This window comes from Pseudazoarcus pumilus, from assembly GCF_002872475.1.
Classification (GTDB): Bacteria; Pseudomonadota; Gammaproteobacteria; order Burkholderiales; family Rhodocyclaceae; genus Pseudazoarcus; species Pseudazoarcus pumilus.
In genome coordinates this window covers 149,423-166,581 of sequence record NZ_CP025682.1, presented here as the reverse complement: position 1 = coordinate 166,581, position 17,159 = coordinate 149,423, and the positions used below count along the sequence as shown (strand labels likewise).

The following is a 17,159-nucleotide window of genomic DNA, read 5'->3' as shown; positions in this document are numbered from 1 at the left end:
GGGTCGTCGACCCGCGATTTCGTCGTGTCAGCCGCCACAGCACAGGCGGCGCAGATGGCCGACCAGCGCGTGAATCTGCTCGTCGTCCAGCGTGTGTCCCCAGGCGGGCATCAGCACCGACTGGTTGATCGACTTGCCGCCGTGCTTGATGACCTTGAACAGCTCCTCGTCGGAGCGACCGGACATCTCGGTAGGATCGCTGTGGTCGCGCGGCGCGACCGACATGTGCGGGGCGTTGATGCCCTTGCCGTCGCCGGCCGAGCCGTGGCACTGCACGCAGTAGCTGCGGTACAGCTCGGCACCGTCGTCGCCGGCCATCGCCGGCGCGACCAGGCACGCGGTCAGGGCGATTGCTGCGATGCGCTTCATGGCTGAGTCTCCGCGATGGTGTAGAGATAATTGACCAGCTTCTGCACGGCCTGCTCGTTCATCTCGAGCACCGGCATCAGCGGCTGATCGTGCCAGGCGTCCGGATCACCGATGTAGTTCAGCAGGTAGCCGGGCTGCAGCCGCTCCCACGCGGTGTACAGTTCTGGCCCGGAAACGCCGCCGCTGTCGGGCTCATCGCGGTGGCAGGCGACACAGCCCTTGAAGCGCCGGAAGTCGAGCTGACCCATGCGCATTGCGACCTTGGCCGGCGTGTAGTCGGTCGACAGCTCCACGCCTTCGGGTGCGGGCAGGGTGGCCAGCCAGTCGGCGACCGCCTGCGCGCGCTCGGCGTCGAGCGCCGGGTGGTCGACAAGACTCGCGGCATCGATCACGTCGCCCTCGGGCGTGCTCTCGATGTGGCGCGGGGGGAACCAGCCCGCCGGGTAGATGCGCGTGGGCGACTGCAGCCAGCGCACCATCCAGTCCTTGCGGAACTTGGCTCCGGCATGAAACAGCGGCGGGCCGAGAAGCTCGGCACGGCTGCCCGCGTCGTTGCGCGACAGGGCGTGACAGCCGGCGCAGTTCTCGGCCACGAAAGCCTCGGTGCCGGCGTAGGCGACCGGCGTCAGCGCGAACGCCAGCGCCGCCGCAATGGCCTTGGTGAAGGTGTTCATGTTGCGTCCTCCGTTGTGCGCGCTCGCCCGACTCAACGCAGCACGAGCGCTTCGCCGCGCCCCTTGCTCGCGTCAGCCTGGTCGTGCGCCATCAGCACCGTGATGCCGCCGTTCAACGCGTGGCGCATGCGGTGATCGACGATGGCGTTGTTGGTCGCCCGCCCCGCGGGTGGAATGATGTCCATGACCATGCCGTGCGCGGGCGCGACCTCGACCGTCTGCATGCCGTGGCGCAGGTTGAGCGGGTTGCCGTTGTCCCACACGCGATCCCAGATGCCGGCGATCGGGTGCATCGCGGCAGCCTCGTTGATCATCGCGTTGACGTAGTACAGGCGCACACGCTCGCCCGGCTTGGCTTCCAGGGTCAGGCTCGCGTTGGGGTCATGCACCGGGTCGTAGTGGAAGACCTTGCCGTTGATCAGCACGCCCTCCCAGCGGTTGCCCATGGTGATGTCCTCGGCGTTGGCACCGGCCTCGAACAGATCACCCTGCACCAGCACGTACTCGCGGTCGGGCTTCGGATAGGCGTCGCTGTATCCCTCCTTGGGATCGACAATGATCACGCCATACATGCCGCGCGAGATGTGCTCCGACATCGATTCGCTGCCGCAGTGGTAGAAGAACACGCCCGGATAGTCGGCCGAGAAGCTGAAGCTCTTGCTCTCGCCCGGCTTCACGTCGGTGAATTCGTCGAGCACGTCGACGCGTGCGGCGTGAAAGTCCATCGAGTGGCTGTTGCCGTTGTCCGGATGGTTGTGCAGCGTGAACTCGACCACGTCGCCCTGCGTGACCCGCACCAGAGGGCCTGGAATGGTGCCCTCGTAGGTCCACATGCGACGCTCGTTGCCGGCATTGTCGACAGCGATGTCGACCTCCTTTACGGTCATCTCCACCTTGACCGTTTCGGCCAGGGCCGGGGAGAGGAAGGCGCAGCACGCAAGCGCCGCTGCAAGCTTCTTGAGGTTCATGTCGGTTCTCCTGTGGTGGGGGGAGCGCAGGATCGCTCCCGTTTTTCAAAGATTCTTTCTTAACGAATCTTCCAGCGTCCACAACAAAGGCTCAAACACAGTTCGGCGGATTTTTCCCGAGCACACTCGTTAAGCCGGGTATTTATGGGTTTTGTACGGGTTTTCGGCTCGAGATCCATTCACGAACCGGCCTCTATCAACCCTGCCATCTGTGATCTTTCATTGTTGAAACTTGCGTTTTATACGCATGTATGAGACAACCGAAACATCGCGCACGGCGCAATTTGTGGAACCTGGCGGATGCAGTTGTCCCACTTCACCGACTACTCGCTGCGGGTGCTGATGTATCTGGGCTTTCGTGGTGACGAGCGCGTCACCATCGCGGAGATCGCCGATGCCTACGACGTCTCGCGCACCTATCTGATGAAGGTCGTCAGCCATCTGGCCGCGCGCGGCTACGTGCACACGGTGCGCGGCAACGGCGGCGGACTCGAACTGTCACGCGACGCCGCGCTGATCAATCTGGGCGAAGTGGTGCGCGAGTGCGAACCCGATTTCGACATCGTCGAATGCCTGGGCGAGACGCATTCGGACTGCCCGCTGTTTCCCGAGTGCGTGCTGCGCAGCCTGCTGCGCGAGGCCACCCGTAACTTCCTCGCCACGCTGGAACGCCATTCCCTGCGCGACCTGATCCAGAACCGTTCGCTCGGCGCCAAGCTCATCACCGTGCATCCGCCCGCGGCCCGCGCACGCCGAGCCGCGCCGCCGTGACGCTCTCGCCGCACGGCGGCGCGCACCACCGCTTCGTCGAGCTCGCGCATCGCCTGCGCGAAGCGATCGAGCGCGGCGTGCTCCGTCCCGGCGAACGCCTCCCGTCGATCCGCGGCTTCGCCGCCGAACACGGCATCGGCATGGCCACGGCACTGCGTACCTATCGCCTGCTGGAAGAGGCGGGCCACATCGCGCCACGCCACGGCACAGGCTTCTTCGTCGAGTGCACGAATTCGCCCGCGAGTCTCGTCAACGTCACCGACGCGCCGCACATGCCGCCGCTTCCGCGCGCCTCGCTGCGCGCACTGGCCGACGTAAACCAGCGCCTGGTGCGCCTGGCACGGCGCGACCCGCGTCTGCTCACCGGCGACTTCCCCCCACAGGGCGATCCCGAACTGCGGCGCCAGATCGCCCGTCGGCTGATCTCGCCCTACGGCCTGTGCGACCCCGACGAGTTGCTCATCACCGTGGGCGGCGCAGCAATGGTTGCACTGGCGCTGACCGCATTGACGCGTCCGGATGCGCGCGTCCTGCTCATCACGCCGTGTGCGCCGGAACTCATCGACGCGGTGCAACGCAGCGGTCGCCACTTGATCGAAGTGCACAGCCCCGACGGCCCCGATCCGACGCGCATGGCGCATGCCCTGAGCGAGTACGCGCCGGCCGCCTGCGTGCTGGCCGCCAACTGTGCGCAGCCGGGCGGTCGCAATCTGGACGAGGCACGGCGCGTGCGCATCGTGCGTCTGCTCGAACACCATCGCACCCTGCTCATCGAGGACGACACGGGGGGTGATCTCGCGCATGGCGCCCGCGCGCCGCTGCTCGCGCGCGACGGGAGGCGCGACACGCACGTGGTCTGTGGCGACTTCGCCATCGGCCTCGGCCTGGGGCGGCGACTGGGCTGGATGCTGGCCAGAGAACACGCCCCACGGCTGGCCGAACTGGCCACAACCATTGCCGCGCAGCCCTCGCCGCTGGTCCAGCGTGCGGTCGAGCAGACGCTGCGCAGTGGTGACTATGATCGTCATCTGCGAGCGCTGCGGCGCGAAATGCGCGCCGAAGTGCGCAAATGCTCGGGCAAGCTGCACGCATGCCTGCCCGCGGGAGCACAAGCCTTGCCGCCGAACGGCGGCCTCTCACTGTGGGTGCGCTTCGACACCGAATCCGAAGCCACCGCCTGGCGGCAGGCGCACGCGGCGCAGTTTCGCATCGAACCGGGAGAGCGCTTTTCAGCTCACAGGCGCTACGCCAACTGTGTGCGCGTGTCGACGCCCGGCCACGCGGACTGAGCGAGCACGAACCCGGTCGATACGCTTACCATGGCCTGATGCCCGCCGACCCTGTTCTCGCCAACCCCGAGCGCCTCGACCGCATTCCGCTCGCCGTGCTGATTCTGGCCAACCTTGCGCCCGCGGTCGGCGTGCTGTTCTTCGGCTGGGATGCCCACTACCTGCTCTTGCTGTACTGGCTGGAGAACCTCGTCGTCGGCGGCTGGACGCTGCTGCGCATGCTGCACGCCGGCGGTCTGCGCGTGCTGCCGCAGTCGGCCTTCTTCAGCTTTCATTACTCGTTCTTCTGCGCCGGCCACGGCATCTTCATCCTCACCCTCACCGATCTGCCCGGCGAGGCACCGCCGGAGGATTTCGATGACGAAGGCTTCGTGCTGCTGATGCCCTTTCGCATGCTCGCCAGCCAGTTCGGCTGGATCGCCAACGAGATGCCCGGCCTGTTCAGCCTGCCGCTGCTGGCTTTTGTCGTCAGCCATGGGGTGTCGACGCTTTACCATCACTTCATCGACCGTGAGGACGACGGTCGCGACGCCGACGACATCATGTTCGACCCTTACAAGCGCATCGTCGCACTGCACATCGCCATCATTCTCGGCGCCATGGCGATCATCGAGACCGGCGCCACCACCGTCGCGCCCGCGCTGTTGCTACTGGTCGGCATGAAAACCGCCATCGACGTGCACCAGCATCGCAAGGCACACCGCGATCGACGCCGGGCAGGCGCTACAGCTTGAACGACAGCGAGATTGCACCGAACTTGTCGGCGCCGTCCTGCCCGTGGAATTCGCGCGAGCGCCACACGTGCGTGAAGGCCACGCGCACGTCGCGCCAGTCGAGTACCAGACCGACCTGCACGTCGCCGACGAGACGTTTCTTGTCGACACTGCGGCTGTCGCGGAAGGTGTTGCCGTCGAGGAAGATGTTGCGCCCCACGGCTCGCCCTTCGGCGCCGGCGAAGGCATACCAGCGAAAGTCGCGCGGGGGCGCGAAGTCGCTGGAACCGGGAAGACCCGGCTGAATGCGTGGCGGGCCGTAGTCGTTGGGCAGGCTGGGGCCGAATCGCAGCATGAATCCGCTGCCGAAATACGTGAACACGTTGCCCAGGGCGATGCCCGAGTGCGCCGAGAAATCCGCCTCGTGCCCGAGCAGCCGGGTGCGCGCCAGGCCCTGCCAGCTGCGCTGCCAGGTCGCCACCACGCCCAGTTCGTTCTTCAGCTGCGTATCCCAGCCCAGTGGCCTGGGCGAACCCACGTTCTTGTGCACGAACTTCTGCGTCTGCTCGCCGAGCGCCGCCGGCCCGACCACGCCGATGGACAGGCCGAACTGGTCGACCACGCGCCCGCGCTCCACACCGAGACCGATCGCACCATACAGCCAGCCGGCATATGGGCGCTCGCCCCGCGCCGGATCCTCCACCTCGATGTCGCTGGGCGTGAACAGGCTCTGACCGAAGGCGTAGCCGTAGCGGATGGTCTTCTTCTCCGGATACCACGGCATGATGCCGGCCACGCGCCGCGCCCACTCGGGCACGGGCCGGCGTTGGTCCGGCACCCAGGCGAAACGCACACCATTGGTGTAGTGCCGGTCGACGTCGTAGAACAGGTCGTTCTCGACAACCAGGCTGAGTGTGCCCTGTGGCCTTTCGTCTTCCTGCGCATGCGCGAGCGGAGCGACGAAGCCGAGCGAAACGAGTACGAGACCGAGCGAACGAAGAGTCATCGGTTTTCGAGGAGTGGAGGTTGCCGCATTCTATCCGTTCGTCGTAGGCGGCGTCGGTAAGCGAATTTGACGCCCGCGATCCGTTCGCTGCGGTCGTATCATCGGCCCATGACCGCCCTGGACGACCACCCCCGGCCGACCCACCGCAGCGTGCTCGCACTTGCCGTGCCGGTGATGCTGTCCAACGTGTCGACACCGCTGATCGGTATCGTGGATACGGCGGTCGTCGGTCAGATCCCCGATCCGGCGCATATCGGCGCGGTCGCGGTCGCGGCACTGGTGTTCACCTTCGTGTTCTGGGCCTTCGGCTTTCTGCGCATGGGCACTACCGGGCTGACCGCGCAGGCGCTGGGCGCTCGTGACGGTGACGAGCTGCTGGCCTGTCTGGGTCGGGCAATGCTGATCGCCGGTGTCGTCGGCGCCGGGTTGATCGCGCTGCAATGGCCGATCCGCGAAACCGCCTTCGCCCTGCTCGACGGCAGCGAGCGCGTCGAGGCGCTGGCGCGCGAATACTTCGACATCCGCATCTGGGCCGCGCCCATGACGCTCGCCAACTACGCGCTGCTGGGCTGGTTCATCGGTCAGGGGCGCTCAGGCACTGCGCTGGTGCTGCAACTGACGCTGAACCTGTCCAATGTGGCGCTCGACCTGCTGTTCGTGCTGGGCCTGGGCATGGGCGTGGCCGGCGTCGCGCTGGGCACGCTGCTGGCCGAGTCGATTGCGGCCGTGATCGGTTTGGGCGTGGCTTGGGTGCATGCACGCGGCGTGGACGGGCGCTTGTCGCGTGCCCGGCTGCTCGACGCAGCGCGGCTGGCGCGCACGTTGGCGGTCAATCGCGACATCATGATCCGCTCGATGGCGCTGATCTTCGTGCTGCTGTGGTTCGTCGCCCAGGGTGCGCGTCAGGGCGAGGTGGTGCTGGCCGCCAACGCGGTGCTGATGCATTTCATCGCCACCGCCTCGTACTTTCTCGACGGCCTGGCCTTCGCGGCCGAGGCGCTGGTAGGGCGTGCGGTAGGCGCGGCGCGACGCGCGCTGCTCGATTCGGCGGTGTTTTTGACCACGTTCTGGGCCGTGCTGCTGGCCGGCGTGCTGTCGCTCGCCTTTTTGCTCGCGGGTCCGCTGGCGATCGACGTGCTGACCGTCGACCCGGCCACACGGCTGGCCGCGCGCGAGCATCTGGCGTGGGCGGCAATGGCGCCGCTGATCGGTGTCTGGGCCTTCCAGCTCGACGGCATCTTCATCGGCGCGACGCGCTCGGCCGAGATGCGCAACGCGATGCTCGCGTCGCTGGCGATCTTCCTCGCCGCCTGGTGGGCGCTGCGCGGCTGGGGCAACCACGGGCTGTGGGCGGCCTACCACGTTTGCTACGTGGCACGTGCGCTGACGCTGGGTCGGTACTACCCGCGGCTGACAAGAGCCTTGGACACCTGACGATCAGGATGGCCGAGCTTGCAGCACGCAGCGCACCTCGTCGCCCACCCGGATGCGGCCACCGTGCAGTACGCGCGAGGTGACACCGCCGTGGCCGCGCATCGCGTTGAAGCCGCCGGGACCGAGCACCTCCTCCATGCGCGAGCACGGATCGCAGCTGCCGGTGATTTCGAACACGGCCGCACCGACCTGCAACACCAGTGGACGGTCCTTGAACAGGCTGCGGGTGGCGAGCAGATTGAGTCCCGAGATGACGAGGTTGCGGCGCAAATCGGCCGCATCGACCGAGGCGTGGCCGGCCAGCGCAGCGATGACAGGCAGGTGTTCGGCCTGGATCAGCGTAACCTGACGCTTGCCACCGCCGGGACGCGAAGGCAGTGCGAAGGATGCGCGGTCGCCATCCAGCCCGCGTTCGGCAAGCGCTTCGATTTCCGTTACAGACTTTATCGGCTGCATGCGCGCCGGACGCAGGAAAATGGCCTCGACCCGACCCGCGTGCGGGTGACGCGCGGCGATGTTGCGCATCGAAGGCTCGTCGAGATCGATGTCCTCGCCGCTGCTCATTCCGGATCCTTGTCGTCGCCCGCCGGCGCCTGCGCCTCGCGGCGCTGCGCGAGATAGCGACGGATGGCGATGCCGACGAAGGCCACGGTGAAGATCAGGCCGAGAAAGCGGATGGTGCCAGCCAGCGGCTGCAACGTCGGGTTGTCGGTACCGACGAGAATGGTCGGCACGAGGAACACGCCGATCGCCAGCCCGCCTGCGGCGAGCTTGGCCGAGAAGGCCCAGTCCGAGCGCAGGGCGATCTGGTAGAGGCGTTCGTTGCGTTTGCAGCGATGTCGCATGTTCGGGGGCCGGGGACGGAACGTCGAGCCGGCATCTTACCGCCGGCGACGGCGCGCACAAAGAAGGCCCGTCACGCATGCCACGGTGGGCGACGGCCGCAAGGAGGTTGTTATGAACCGCATCCATCACGCCACGCTGATTGCGCTGTTGGCATTGTCGATCGCCCCGGCCATGGCGCAGGCGACGCCGGTCGGCAGCTACGTCGGAATACTGCCGTGCGCGGATTGCCCCGCCATCGAACTGCGCCTGGACCTGCTCGAAGACGGCGCGTTCCACCAGCGCAGCGTGTATCGGGACCGCTCCGGCAGCTTCGACGCGATCGGGCGCTGGAAGGAAGACGACGCCAGGCTGCGCCTGCACTACCCGAATGCGGACACGGTGCATTTCGCCATCGACGAGGACAGCCTTAAACTGCTCGACCGGCAGGGGCAACCGATCGACTCGCGCCAGGAACACAGACTCTACCGCTCAGCGCGGCTCGGGCTCATCGAGCCACGCGTACGCCTGGAGGGCCACTTCCGCTACTACGCCGACAGCGCGACGCTGCACGACTGCGCGACCGATCGCCGCCTTCCGGTGGCGATGGAAGGCGATTACCTGCGGCTGGAGCGCGCCTGGAGTCATGCCCGCGCGACAATGCAGCGACCGCTGCCGGCAGTGGTGCAGGCGCGCATCGTGCATCGCGTGAACATGGAGGGCCCGCCGCGCCCGACCGTGATCGTCGAGCGCCTGATCTCCGCCGGCACCGCGGTGTCGTGCACGCCGCAAGGGGTCGCCACGCTCTACGACACGCCATGGACGGCGCTGCGCATCGGCGACCGCGACGTGCCGGTCGACGCCCGACCCGCGCAATTGCGCTTCACCGAAGGCTTGCCGACCCGCATATCGGGCTCGACCGGCTGCAACCGCTTCAACGGCACGGCCACGCTGACCGGGGGCTCGCTGCTGGTCGGGACCGTGACCACGACGAAGATGGCCTGCCCCGACAACGGCCTGCGCGAACGCGCTTTCCTCGACGCCCTGGATGCCGCACGCAGCTGGCGCATCCGCGAGCGGCAACTCGAACTGCTCGACGCACAGGGGCGCACCGTCGCGGTTTTCGACGCCGATCAGCGCGGCACGCGGCAAGGCGCATCGGGCTTGCGCCACAACGAGCGAACGCGCAACACCACGCGGTAGCCCAGCTCCAGCACATGCACGACGCCGGGCAGCGCAGCGACACGCCCGAGGACGCGAAACCGCGGCAACTGCTGCCACAGCAGCGCGAAACCGAGCGCACCCGAAGCCAGCCGCCCGCCCGGTCGACGGACGTGAAAACGCGCCATCGCGGCGTCGAAATCGAGATCGTCGCCAAGTGAGCGCGAGTCGGCTTCGACCAGATTCACCCAGTCGACGCCATCGGCCCCCGGTTGGCGACGGTAGAAGCCAATCTCGCGTCGGCAAAGCGGACAGCCGCCGTCGTAATACACGGTGAGTCGTTGCGCTTCGCTCATGCGTTCTCCGTGAGGAAGTCGAACAGACCGGCCTCCGACACATCATCCGGCGCTGGTAGCGAACGGCATACGCAATACCCATCGGGCTGACGACACCCCGCTTCTTGTCGTAGACAATTCATGATGCACGGACCTCCGACCCGCGGACAAGTTCGTTCGACGGCCACGACCCTCACAAGTCGGCCAGCATTCCCTGCTGCGCCAGCGCCTCGACATGCTCGCAAATCCGGCCCGGTGTCGTGAACCAGATGTCGCCCCGATCGCGTGCGGCCGCGCAATGCTCGAGCGCGCGGCGCAGATGGCGCAGCCGGTAAGGCTGGCCCACCAGATAGGGATGCAGCGCGACGCCCATCACCAGCGGTTGGCGCGCGGACTGTTCGAGCATCTCGTCGAACTGGTCGATGATCATGTCAGCAAAGTCGCGGCCATCGAGCTTGCGCGCGACGATCATCGGGATGTCGTTGAGTTCCTGCGGATAAGGGATGGACCACAACGGGCCATGCGCAGTGCGCATGCGCACCGGCTGATCATCGTGCGCCCAGTTGAGGTTGTAGCGGTAGCCGGTCTCAGCGAGCAGATCGGGCGTATGGCGACTCTCGGAAATCCACGGCGACAACCAGCCGGTGGGCGCGCAGCCGCTCGCCTCGGCGATGCGTTGGCGGCAGGCCGCGAGCAGCGCACGCTCGGCGTCGACGTCGAGGTCGGCCTGACGCACCGCATTGGTATGCCCGTGGCCAATGATCTCGTCGCCGCGCGTCACGCAGGCCGCGACGACTTCCGGGCAGTGGTCATACAGCGCGGTGTTGATCAGCGTACCCGAGGGCAGGCCGAGCGCGTCGAACAGCTCCAGACATCTCCAGACGCCGACGCGGTTGCCGTACTCACGCCACGAGTAATTGAGTACATCCGGTTCCGGAGAAGGCGGGCCAAGTGCCGCACCCAGCCCTTCGCCGAAGGCGAAATGTTCGATGTTGAAGCCCAGATACACGGCCAGACGGGCTCCACCCGGCCAGACGTAGTCAGGGCGGTCGTGAATGCCACTGTAGGCAAAGCGACCGTGGTCAGGCAACGGCGGAAGGACTTCGGATCGGCTCATCGGGCTTTCCTCACTGTTGCAGGCCGGCGCGCTGCAGCAACCATTCTGCGCTGTCGTTCCACACCGACATCTCGACAATCTTTGCGTCTCGCAGCACGTAGCGGTCCACGTAGCGATTGCCTTCGAACGGCGTGCCGTCGGGCCATGCGCCATGCAGCGTTCCCAGCGCGTAGACGATGGCGCATCCATCGTCTGCGCCGCACACCACCTCGTAGCGCTCAAAGCGCTTCTTGACCCAGGCGTAGCGGCGCGCGTTGAAGGCCGCGCATTCGGACGGATCGCTCATCTGGCGTCCGCCGGTAAAACGGATGCGCATGTCCGGCGCCATGAAGGCCCTCGCGCCCTCCGGATCCGGGACCATGATCATGCGCAGGAAGCGGTCCACGCTTGCTACGGCCGCGCGGGCGGCCTCGGTATCGGCAATGATCTCTACAGGTGCGTCACTCATGATGAACTCCTCGAACTTGCACGAAATTGGTGCGGCCAGGAGTCACTGAAGAATGCAAAAAAACGTATACACGTTGGCCCGATTTTTGCTGAAGGTTATGTATGCAAACCGCTGCGGTCGGCGGGCAGAAAGCCATGCGTGATGGGCCTCCGATCTCGTCCGCACAAAACGAGTCCGCCACCCGCGTACAAGCACCGGAGCCAATGGAGTCGTCATGCAGCAGAAGAAGATCACACTCGTCACCGGAGGGGGCATCGGCATCGGCCGAGCCACCGCCATCGCATCGGCCGGGGCTGGCCATCATGTCGTCGTCACCGATGTGCTCGAACGCGAAGGCAACGAGGTCGTCGAGCACATCCGCGCAACCGGCGGCAGCGCCGAATTCATGCTGCTGGACGTGCGCTCCACACCCCAGGCGGACAGCGTGGTGCGAGCCGTGGAAGAGACGCACGGAGCCATCGATGCACTGGTGCTCAACGCCGGCATCGCTCACCGCGTGCCGCTGCCCCAACTGAGCGACGAGAAATGGGACATCACCCACGACATCGACCTCAAGGGCATGTTTCGCGTTGCGCGTGCTGCCTTGCCACACATGCGCAGCCGGGGCAGCGGCGCCATCGTCTGCCTGACCTCGCTGATGGGCGTGGCCTGGGGCTGGAACGAACACGTGCACTACTCCGCCGCCAAGGCCGGCGTCGTGGGTCTGATGCGGGGGCTGGCGATGGAGGTGGCGCGCGACGGCGTGCGCGTCAATGCCGTCTCGCCCGGCTTCGTCGAAACCGCGCAACTGGCCTCCGAGGAACACTCTCTGGGCCGCGAGGGCATTCGCAAGGCGGCCGAGTTCATTCCGCTGGGGCGCGTCGGCCAGCCCGACGACGTCGCCGACGTCATTCTCTTCCTGGCCTCGCCGGCCGCACGCTACATCACCGGTCAGGTCATCGTTGTCGACGGCGGCCTCGTCGTCACGGGCCGCTGAGTTGCCGATACCAGTCAGCGCAGCCGTCGCACCCCGCGAGGCAAAGCAATCTCCCGACGGCTGGAGATTGCTTGCTCGCCTTACACTTCGCATGAACAAAGTCCTTCCGGTCAATGCCCGCGGCGGCCCAGGTAGGCCTCCATTACGCGCGGGTCCGACGCAAGAGCCCTGGATTCGCCTGAAATCGACACCACACCGTTTTCCATCACATAGGCGCGCCGCGACACGGCAAGCGCCTGGTTGGCGAGTTGCTCGACGAGCAGCACCGCCAGACCCTCCTTGTTGAGTTCGACCAGGACCGGGAACAGCATCTCGAGGATCTTCGGCGCCAGCCCCAGCGAAAGCTCGTCGATGACGAGCAGGCGCGGACTCGATGCCAACCCGCGCGCGATCGCCAGCATCTGCTGTTCGCCACCCGACAGCGAGCCGGCGAGCTGGGCACGACGCTCAGCCAGACGTGGGAACAGTTCGTAGGCATGCTCGATGGCCTCTTCGACCTTTGCCGGCTCACGCGAAAACACGAAAGCGCCAACCCGCAGATTGTCCTCGACGGTCTGGTCCGAGAACACATGCCGCCCCTCGGGCACCATCGCCAGGCCACGCCGCACCATCGCATGCGAAGGCTGGCCGGTGACGTCCTCGCCGTCGAACTCGATGCGCCCGGCCACCGGCTGGACGACCCCCGACAAGGCCTTCATCGTCGATGACTTTCCCGCCCCATTGGAGCCGATGACGGCAACAAAATCACCGTCTCCGACCTCGATCGAAACACCGCGTACGGCCTGAACGTGTCCGTACGCGACCTGCAGATCGGATATTCGCAGCAACATCTGGGTCATTGCGCCCCCTGCTCATTTGGATTGACGGCCGCCGTGCCGAAATAGGCCTCGACGACACGCGGATCGTCCTGCACCTGATCGGGCGTTCCGGAAGCGATGACCTGACCGTAATCAAGGACCGTGACGTGGTCCGACACCGCCATGATCATGTCGACGTGGTGTTCGACCAGCACGATGGTGATGCCGAGCGCCTTGAGGTCGCGGATCAGCGCGATCAGATCGTCGATCTCGGCATGCGTCAGGCCGGCTGCCGGCTCGTCGAGCAGCAGCACTTCGGGCGAAAGTGCCAACGCGCGTGCGATCTCGAGACGACGCTGATGACCAAAGGCGAGATTGCGGGCGATCTCGTCGGCGTAGTCGGCCAATCCAACGTAATCGAGCAGCATGCGCGCACGCGCACGCATCAGGCGTTCCTCGCCGAAGTGCCCGGGCAGCCGCGCCATCGCCGTGGCGATCCCGCCGCGATAACGCGAGTCGAAGGCCACCAGCACGTTTTCCTCCAGCGTCATGTCCGCGAACAGCTCGGTGTTCTGGAAGGTGCGCGTGAGGCCGTCGCGCGCGATGCGGTCGCTGCGCGTGCCACCGATCGGATGACCGCGCAGCAACACCTCGCCCTCGGTCGGTTTGTAGAACCCCGACAAGGCGTTGAGCAAGGTGGTCTTGCCGGCGCCGTTGGGACCGATGATGGCGTGGACGGTGGCGCGCTCGATGGAGACATCGACTTCGCTCACCGCGGCCAGGCCGCCGAAGCGGATGGTCAGCCCGGACGTGGCCAGCACTGCACCGTGATGGTGCTTGCCCTCCACCCGCAGCAACGCATTGGCCTCATCCGACGGTCTGGGCCAGGCTTGCGGGGTGCGCGCACGCGTGTTGCTGCGATTGCGCGCCACGTCGATCCAGTGGGTGACCGTGCCAACGATGCCCCGGGGCAGGAAGAAGATCACGACCGCCAGCAAGGCGCCGTAGGCGAACAACTGCCACTTGCCGAAGGCCTGCAGCACGTTGGGAATCCAGGTCAGCACACCGGCGCCGACGATGGGGCCGAGCGTGGTGCCGGAACCGCCCAGGATCACCATCAGCAGAAAACGGATGGAGTCCGAGAACGAGAAGGTGTCCGGATTCACGTAGCGGTTCAGATAGGCATACAGCCCGCCTGCGACGCCCGCATACACCGCCGAGATCACGAACGCGAACACGCGCCGCGCGGTCGGGTCGATCCCCAGCGCGCGGGCCGCGACCTCCGACTGCGAGACCGCCCGCATCGACCGGCCGAAGCGCGAGTACATCACGTTGTGGTGCACCAGAAAGGCCAGGAACACGACGATGGCGATCATCACGTACAGGCCGTCGGTGCCGAGTTCGCCGAAACCGAAATCGATGCGCGGCACGTTGGAGATGCCCAGCGTGCCGCCGGTGACGGTGCGCCAGTCGATCGCCACGTTCTGCACGATCATGCCGAAGGCAATGGTCACCACGGCGAGGTACACGCCGCGCACGCGCACCGTCGGATAGGCCAGCGCGATGCCGAAGATCGCGGTCAGCACGATCGCCGCCAGCATCGCCGGAAAGAAACCCCAGCCGTAGGAAGTGGCGAGCACCGCCACGGCATAGGCGCCGAGCGCGTAGATGCCGGCTTGGCCGAGCGAGACCAGACCCGCCAGACCGACCAGGATGTTCAGCCCCATCGCGACCAGGGCGTAGATCATGAACAGCATCACGACGCGCAACTGGAAGCTGTTGGCGACCAGCCAGGGGGCGAGGATCAGGACCAGCCCGAACAGCGCGGCCATGACCAGGAATGGATTGTTCTTGATGGCGTTCTTCATACCTTTTGCACCTCCTTCGGCGAGAAGATGCCTTTCGGAAAGATCAGCAGAAGCAGGATCATCACGCTGAAGCCGACAACCTCGCGCGCGGCGGTGCTGCCGAAGCCTTCGACGAAACGCTCGAGGATGCCGTAGGCGAAGCCGACGATGACCACGCCGCGCGCATTGGACATGCCGGCGATGATGGCCACCAGAAAGCCCTTGAGGCCGAGCAGCAGGCCCATCGTCGCGGACACCTGCACGATGGGCGCGGCGAGAATGCCCGCGACCGCGCCGAGCGCGGCGGCCACGGCGAACGAGATCGAGGCGACGCGCTTGACGTCGATGCCCATCAGGCCGGCGGCCATCGGGTTGAGCGCGACCGCGCGCATGCCGCGCCCGAGCATGGTGTGCTTGTAGAAACCGTCGAGCGCGAACAGCAGCCCGATCGCGGCCACCGGTATGAGCAGCTCGTGCATGAACACGCCCGCGCCCATGAAGATGATCGGCTCGTCCATCAACGGCGACGGCAGCGAACGCGGGTCGGAACCGAAGGTGATGGTGACGAAGGCCTCGATCATCAGGCCGATGGCGATGGTCGACAGCATCCAGCCGATCGACGATGGCCCATGATTCAATGGCCTGACCGCGATGCGCTCGATGATCACGCCGAACACGGCGGCCACGGCGATGGCGATCGGAATGCCGAAGTACAGCGGGATGCCGGTCCACATCAGTGCGACGGAGATCACCGCACCGATCATCAGCGTGTCGCCGTGCGCGAAGTTCACCGCGCGCACCGCCGACCACATGATGTAGAAGCCCAGCGCGACGATCGCGTAGATCGCCCCGATGACCATCCCGGACAACAGATACTGGATGTAGGCTGACATGACGCCTCTCATTCCCGGCCGCACAGCCACCCTGCGTCCGCGCGGTGCAGGACGGCATCGGCCCGAAAGGGTTGTGAAACCGTTGAAATCTTGTGACGCGGAGGCGGGCCGGCCGCAGCCGGCCCGCACACGCGATCAGTTGGCGTAGGGGGTCTGCTCGATCGGCAGGATGCGGCCCTCGTGCCACGCCGTCCAGACGTAGTTCTCCGGCAGGATGGCGTTGTGGCGACCAGGCTCGAAGGCCGGCGAGTAGTTCTGCACGATACCCTGATGATGAACGTCGTAGAGCGCCTCGCGTACCTTGCTGCGGTCATACTCGCCCGCCTTCTTGATGGCTTCGGCGAGGATGTAGACGGCGTCGTAGGTGTTGGCCGCACCCGAGCCGTGACGGATCTCGTCCGGCGACTTGAGCTTGTAGTTCTTCATGATCGTGTCCAGCACGGCCTTGGGCTGCTCGGCCAGATCACCCATCCACGAGTAGGTCTGCAGCACGATCATGCCGTCTGCGAGATCGCCTGCCAGCTCACCGAGCGTGCCGGTGTTGCCCCAGGCCGAGACGATGGTCGGCTTGTAGCCGATGCGCTGCATCGAACGCAGGATCTGGTTGGCCTCGAGGTCGCGCGAGTACAGGATGATGGTGTCGACCTTGGCGTCACGCAGACGCATCAACTGCGCCGTCATGTCGCGGTCTTCCCATTTGAACGATTCCATGCCGCCGACCGTGGCGCCTTCGGCCTCTGCACTCGCCTTCAGGTCGGGTACCGCACCCTGGCCCCAGCCGGTGTCCTCGTACATGACGCCAACCACGCCGCTCTTGGTCACTTCCTTGCTCTTGCGGATCAACGCCAGCGCCTGCCAGCGGTCGAACATCGACACGCGGAACATGTAGTTGGGATCGCGTCCGTTCTCGGTGATCTTGGTACCGGCCGAAATCACCGCGATGTAGGGCATCATGGCTTCATGCACGGGCTCGACCACCGCCAGCGCTACACCCGAGTGCCATCCGCCGAACATGGCGATGCAGTTGTCGGCCTCGGCAATGCGACGTGCGTTGTCCACGCCGCGCGGCGGCTGGCCACCGTCGTCGTACGTCACGAAGCTCAGCGGCTTGCCGAGCACGCCACCCGCGGCGTTGATCTCCGCGATCGCCACTTCGGCACCCATGCGAATCGACTCGGCCGCCCATGCGGTGGGGCCGGTAATCGGCAGCGACGCACCGATACAGGGTTCGGACGAATGCGCCGAAAGGGAGAGGGTTCCACCTGAAACCAGGGCCGCTGCAAGCAGGCCACGAACTGTTCTGGAAGTCATTGCACTGAATCTCCTAATACGGAGTCGTTTCCGGAACGACTCTTGTGGACACGAACTTCACCTGCGCCAAACCGAAGTGCGAACAATTTTGTTGTCGGTTCTGCACACACACAGAAGCAATTGCCGTTCCACGTTTGGAGGAAACACCACAAATCTTCCAAAGAACATGCCCGCAGCGGCCTCAATCGGCTGCGTTGAAGTCTTTTGTACACAGGTTTTTGCGCGACT

Annotated in this window: 19 protein-coding genes; 6 read left to right on the top strand and 13 right to left on the bottom strand. The window is 65.9% G+C overall.

Annotated elements, in window-relative coordinates; genetic code table 11:
• Nucleotides 1–27: 27 nt before the first annotated feature.
• The 3 genes from C0099_RS00830 to C0099_RS00820 are packed head-to-tail and all read right to left on the bottom strand — an operon-like array spanning nt 28 to nt 2,011.
• Nucleotides 28–369, bottom strand: coding sequence for a c-type cytochrome (locus C0099_RS00830; RefSeq protein WP_102245678.1), 342 nt, complete (start codon nt 367–369; stop codon nt 28–30).
• Complete coding sequence (locus C0099_RS00825; protein WP_102245677.1) at nt 366–1,043, bottom strand: c-type cytochrome; 678 nt, start codon at nt 1,041–1,043, stop codon at nt 366–368. Before C0099_RS00825 ends, C0099_RS00830 begins: the two co-directional genes overlap by 4 nt.
• Before the next feature lie 32 nt (nt 1,044–1,075).
• Nucleotides 1,076–2,011 carry a multicopper oxidase domain-containing protein gene (locus C0099_RS00820; protein WP_102245676.1) on the bottom strand — a complete coding sequence of 312 codons (936 nt, stop codon included), beginning with the start codon at nt 2,009–2,011 and terminating at the stop codon, nt 1,076–1,078.
• Between the two features lie 300 nt (nt 2,012–2,311).
• On the opposite strand from C0099_RS00820, the gene C0099_RS00815 reads away from it, so the two are divergent.
• The 3 genes from C0099_RS00815 to C0099_RS00805 are packed head-to-tail and all read left to right on the top strand — an operon-like array spanning nt 2,312 to nt 4,805.
• The gene (locus C0099_RS00815) at nt 2,312–2,782 is read left to right on the top strand and encodes an RrF2 family transcriptional regulator (protein ID WP_102245675.1); all 471 of its coding nucleotides are present in this window, start codon (nt 2,312–2,314) and stop codon (nt 2,780–2,782) included.
• Nucleotides 2,779–4,071: an aminotransferase-like domain-containing protein gene (locus C0099_RS00810; RefSeq protein ID WP_102245674.1), complete on the top strand. Its 1,293-nt coding sequence runs from the start codon at nt 2,779–2,781 to the stop codon at nt 4,069–4,071. Before C0099_RS00815 ends, C0099_RS00810 begins: the two co-directional genes overlap by 4 nt.
• A gap of 38 nt (nt 4,072–4,109) precedes the next feature.
• On the top strand, nt 4,110–4,805 hold the full coding sequence (locus C0099_RS00805) for a DUF6498-containing protein (protein WP_102245673.1): 696 nt from the start codon (nt 4,110–4,112) through the stop codon (nt 4,803–4,805).
• Here C0099_RS00805 and C0099_RS00800 read toward each other — a convergent pair.
• A complete protein-coding gene (locus C0099_RS00800; protein ID WP_102245672.1) occupies nt 4,795–5,790 on the bottom strand; it encodes a lipid A deacylase LpxR family protein in 996 nt (331 codons plus the stop codon). The genes C0099_RS00805 and C0099_RS00800 overlap by 11 nt on opposite strands.
• A gap of 108 nt (nt 5,791–5,898) precedes the next feature.
• On the opposite strand from C0099_RS00800, the gene C0099_RS00795 reads away from it, so the two are divergent.
• Complete coding sequence (locus C0099_RS00795; RefSeq protein WP_102245671.1) at nt 5,899–7,224, top strand: MATE family efflux transporter; 1,326 nt, start codon at nt 5,899–5,901, stop codon at nt 7,222–7,224.
• Nucleotides 7,225–7,227: 3 nt separating this feature from the next.
• Here C0099_RS00795 and C0099_RS00790 read toward each other — a convergent pair whose 3' ends face one another.
• Nucleotides 7,228–7,788, bottom strand: coding sequence for an MOSC domain-containing protein (locus C0099_RS00790; protein ID WP_173768937.1), 561 nt, complete (start codon nt 7,786–7,788; stop codon nt 7,228–7,230).
• Entirely contained in the window at nt 7,785–8,069 is a 285-nt protein-coding gene (locus C0099_RS00785; protein ID WP_102245670.1) for a hypothetical protein, read from the bottom strand. The genes C0099_RS00790 and C0099_RS00785 overlap by 4 nt, the downstream gene beginning before the upstream one ends.
• Nucleotides 8,070–8,181: 112 nt before the next feature.
• On the opposite strand from C0099_RS00785, the gene C0099_RS00780 reads away from it, so the two are divergent.
• Nucleotides 8,182–9,249 carry an META domain-containing protein gene (locus C0099_RS00780; protein WP_164084848.1) on the top strand — a complete coding sequence of 356 codons (1,068 nt, stop codon included), beginning with the start codon at nt 8,182–8,184 and terminating at the stop codon, nt 9,247–9,249.
• Here the strand turns inward: C0099_RS00780 and C0099_RS00775 are convergent.
• The 3 genes from C0099_RS00775 to C0099_RS00765 form a co-directional block, all read right to left on the bottom strand.
• Nucleotides 9,180–9,563, bottom strand: coding sequence for a thiol-disulfide oxidoreductase DCC family protein (locus C0099_RS00775; protein ID WP_102245668.1), 384 nt, complete (start codon nt 9,561–9,563; stop codon nt 9,180–9,182). The two genes, C0099_RS00780 and C0099_RS00775, sit on opposite strands and share 70 nt — an antisense overlap.
• Before the next feature lie 172 nt (nt 9,564–9,735).
• The gene (locus C0099_RS00770; protein WP_102245667.1) at nt 9,736–10,659 is read right to left on the bottom strand and encodes a polysaccharide deacetylase family protein; all 924 of its coding nucleotides are present in this window, start codon (nt 10,657–10,659) and stop codon (nt 9,736–9,738) included.
• 10 nt (nt 10,660–10,669) lie between these two features.
• On the bottom strand, nt 10,670–11,107 hold the full coding sequence (locus C0099_RS00765; RefSeq protein ID WP_102245666.1) for a nuclear transport factor 2 family protein: 438 nt from the start codon (nt 11,105–11,107) through the stop codon (nt 10,670–10,672).
• Nucleotides 11,108–11,321: 214 nt separating this feature from the next.
• Here C0099_RS00765 and C0099_RS00760 point away from each other — a divergent pair, with 214 nt between their 5' ends.
• Nucleotides 11,322–12,083, top strand: a complete 762-nt coding sequence (locus tag C0099_RS00760) for an SDR family NAD(P)-dependent oxidoreductase (protein WP_102245665.1) — start codon at nt 11,322–11,324, stop codon at nt 12,081–12,083.
• 110 nt (nt 12,084–12,193) lie between these two features.
• Here the strand turns inward: C0099_RS00760 and C0099_RS00755 are convergent, their stop codons facing one another.
• The 4 genes from C0099_RS00755 to C0099_RS00740 form a co-directional block, all read right to left on the bottom strand.
• A complete protein-coding gene (locus tag C0099_RS00755; RefSeq protein WP_102245664.1) occupies nt 12,194–12,922 on the bottom strand; it encodes an ABC transporter ATP-binding protein in 729 nt (242 codons plus the stop codon).
• Nucleotides 12,919–14,748, bottom strand: coding sequence for a branched-chain amino acid ABC transporter ATP-binding protein/permease (locus C0099_RS00750; RefSeq protein WP_102245663.1), 1,830 nt, complete (start codon nt 14,746–14,748; stop codon nt 12,919–12,921). Before C0099_RS00750 ends, C0099_RS00755 begins: the two co-directional genes overlap by 4 nt.
• Nucleotides 14,745–15,620, bottom strand: coding sequence for a branched-chain amino acid ABC transporter permease (locus C0099_RS00745; RefSeq protein ID WP_102245662.1), 876 nt, complete (start codon nt 15,618–15,620; stop codon nt 14,745–14,747). Before C0099_RS00745 ends, C0099_RS00750 begins: the two co-directional genes overlap by 4 nt.
• Nucleotides 15,621–15,755: 135 nt before the next feature.
• Nucleotides 15,756–16,931 carry an ABC transporter substrate-binding protein gene (locus tag C0099_RS00740; protein ID WP_102245661.1) on the bottom strand — a complete coding sequence of 392 codons (1,176 nt, stop codon included), beginning with the start codon at nt 16,929–16,931 and terminating at the stop codon, nt 15,756–15,758.
• Nucleotides 16,932–17,159 lie beyond the last annotated feature (228 nt).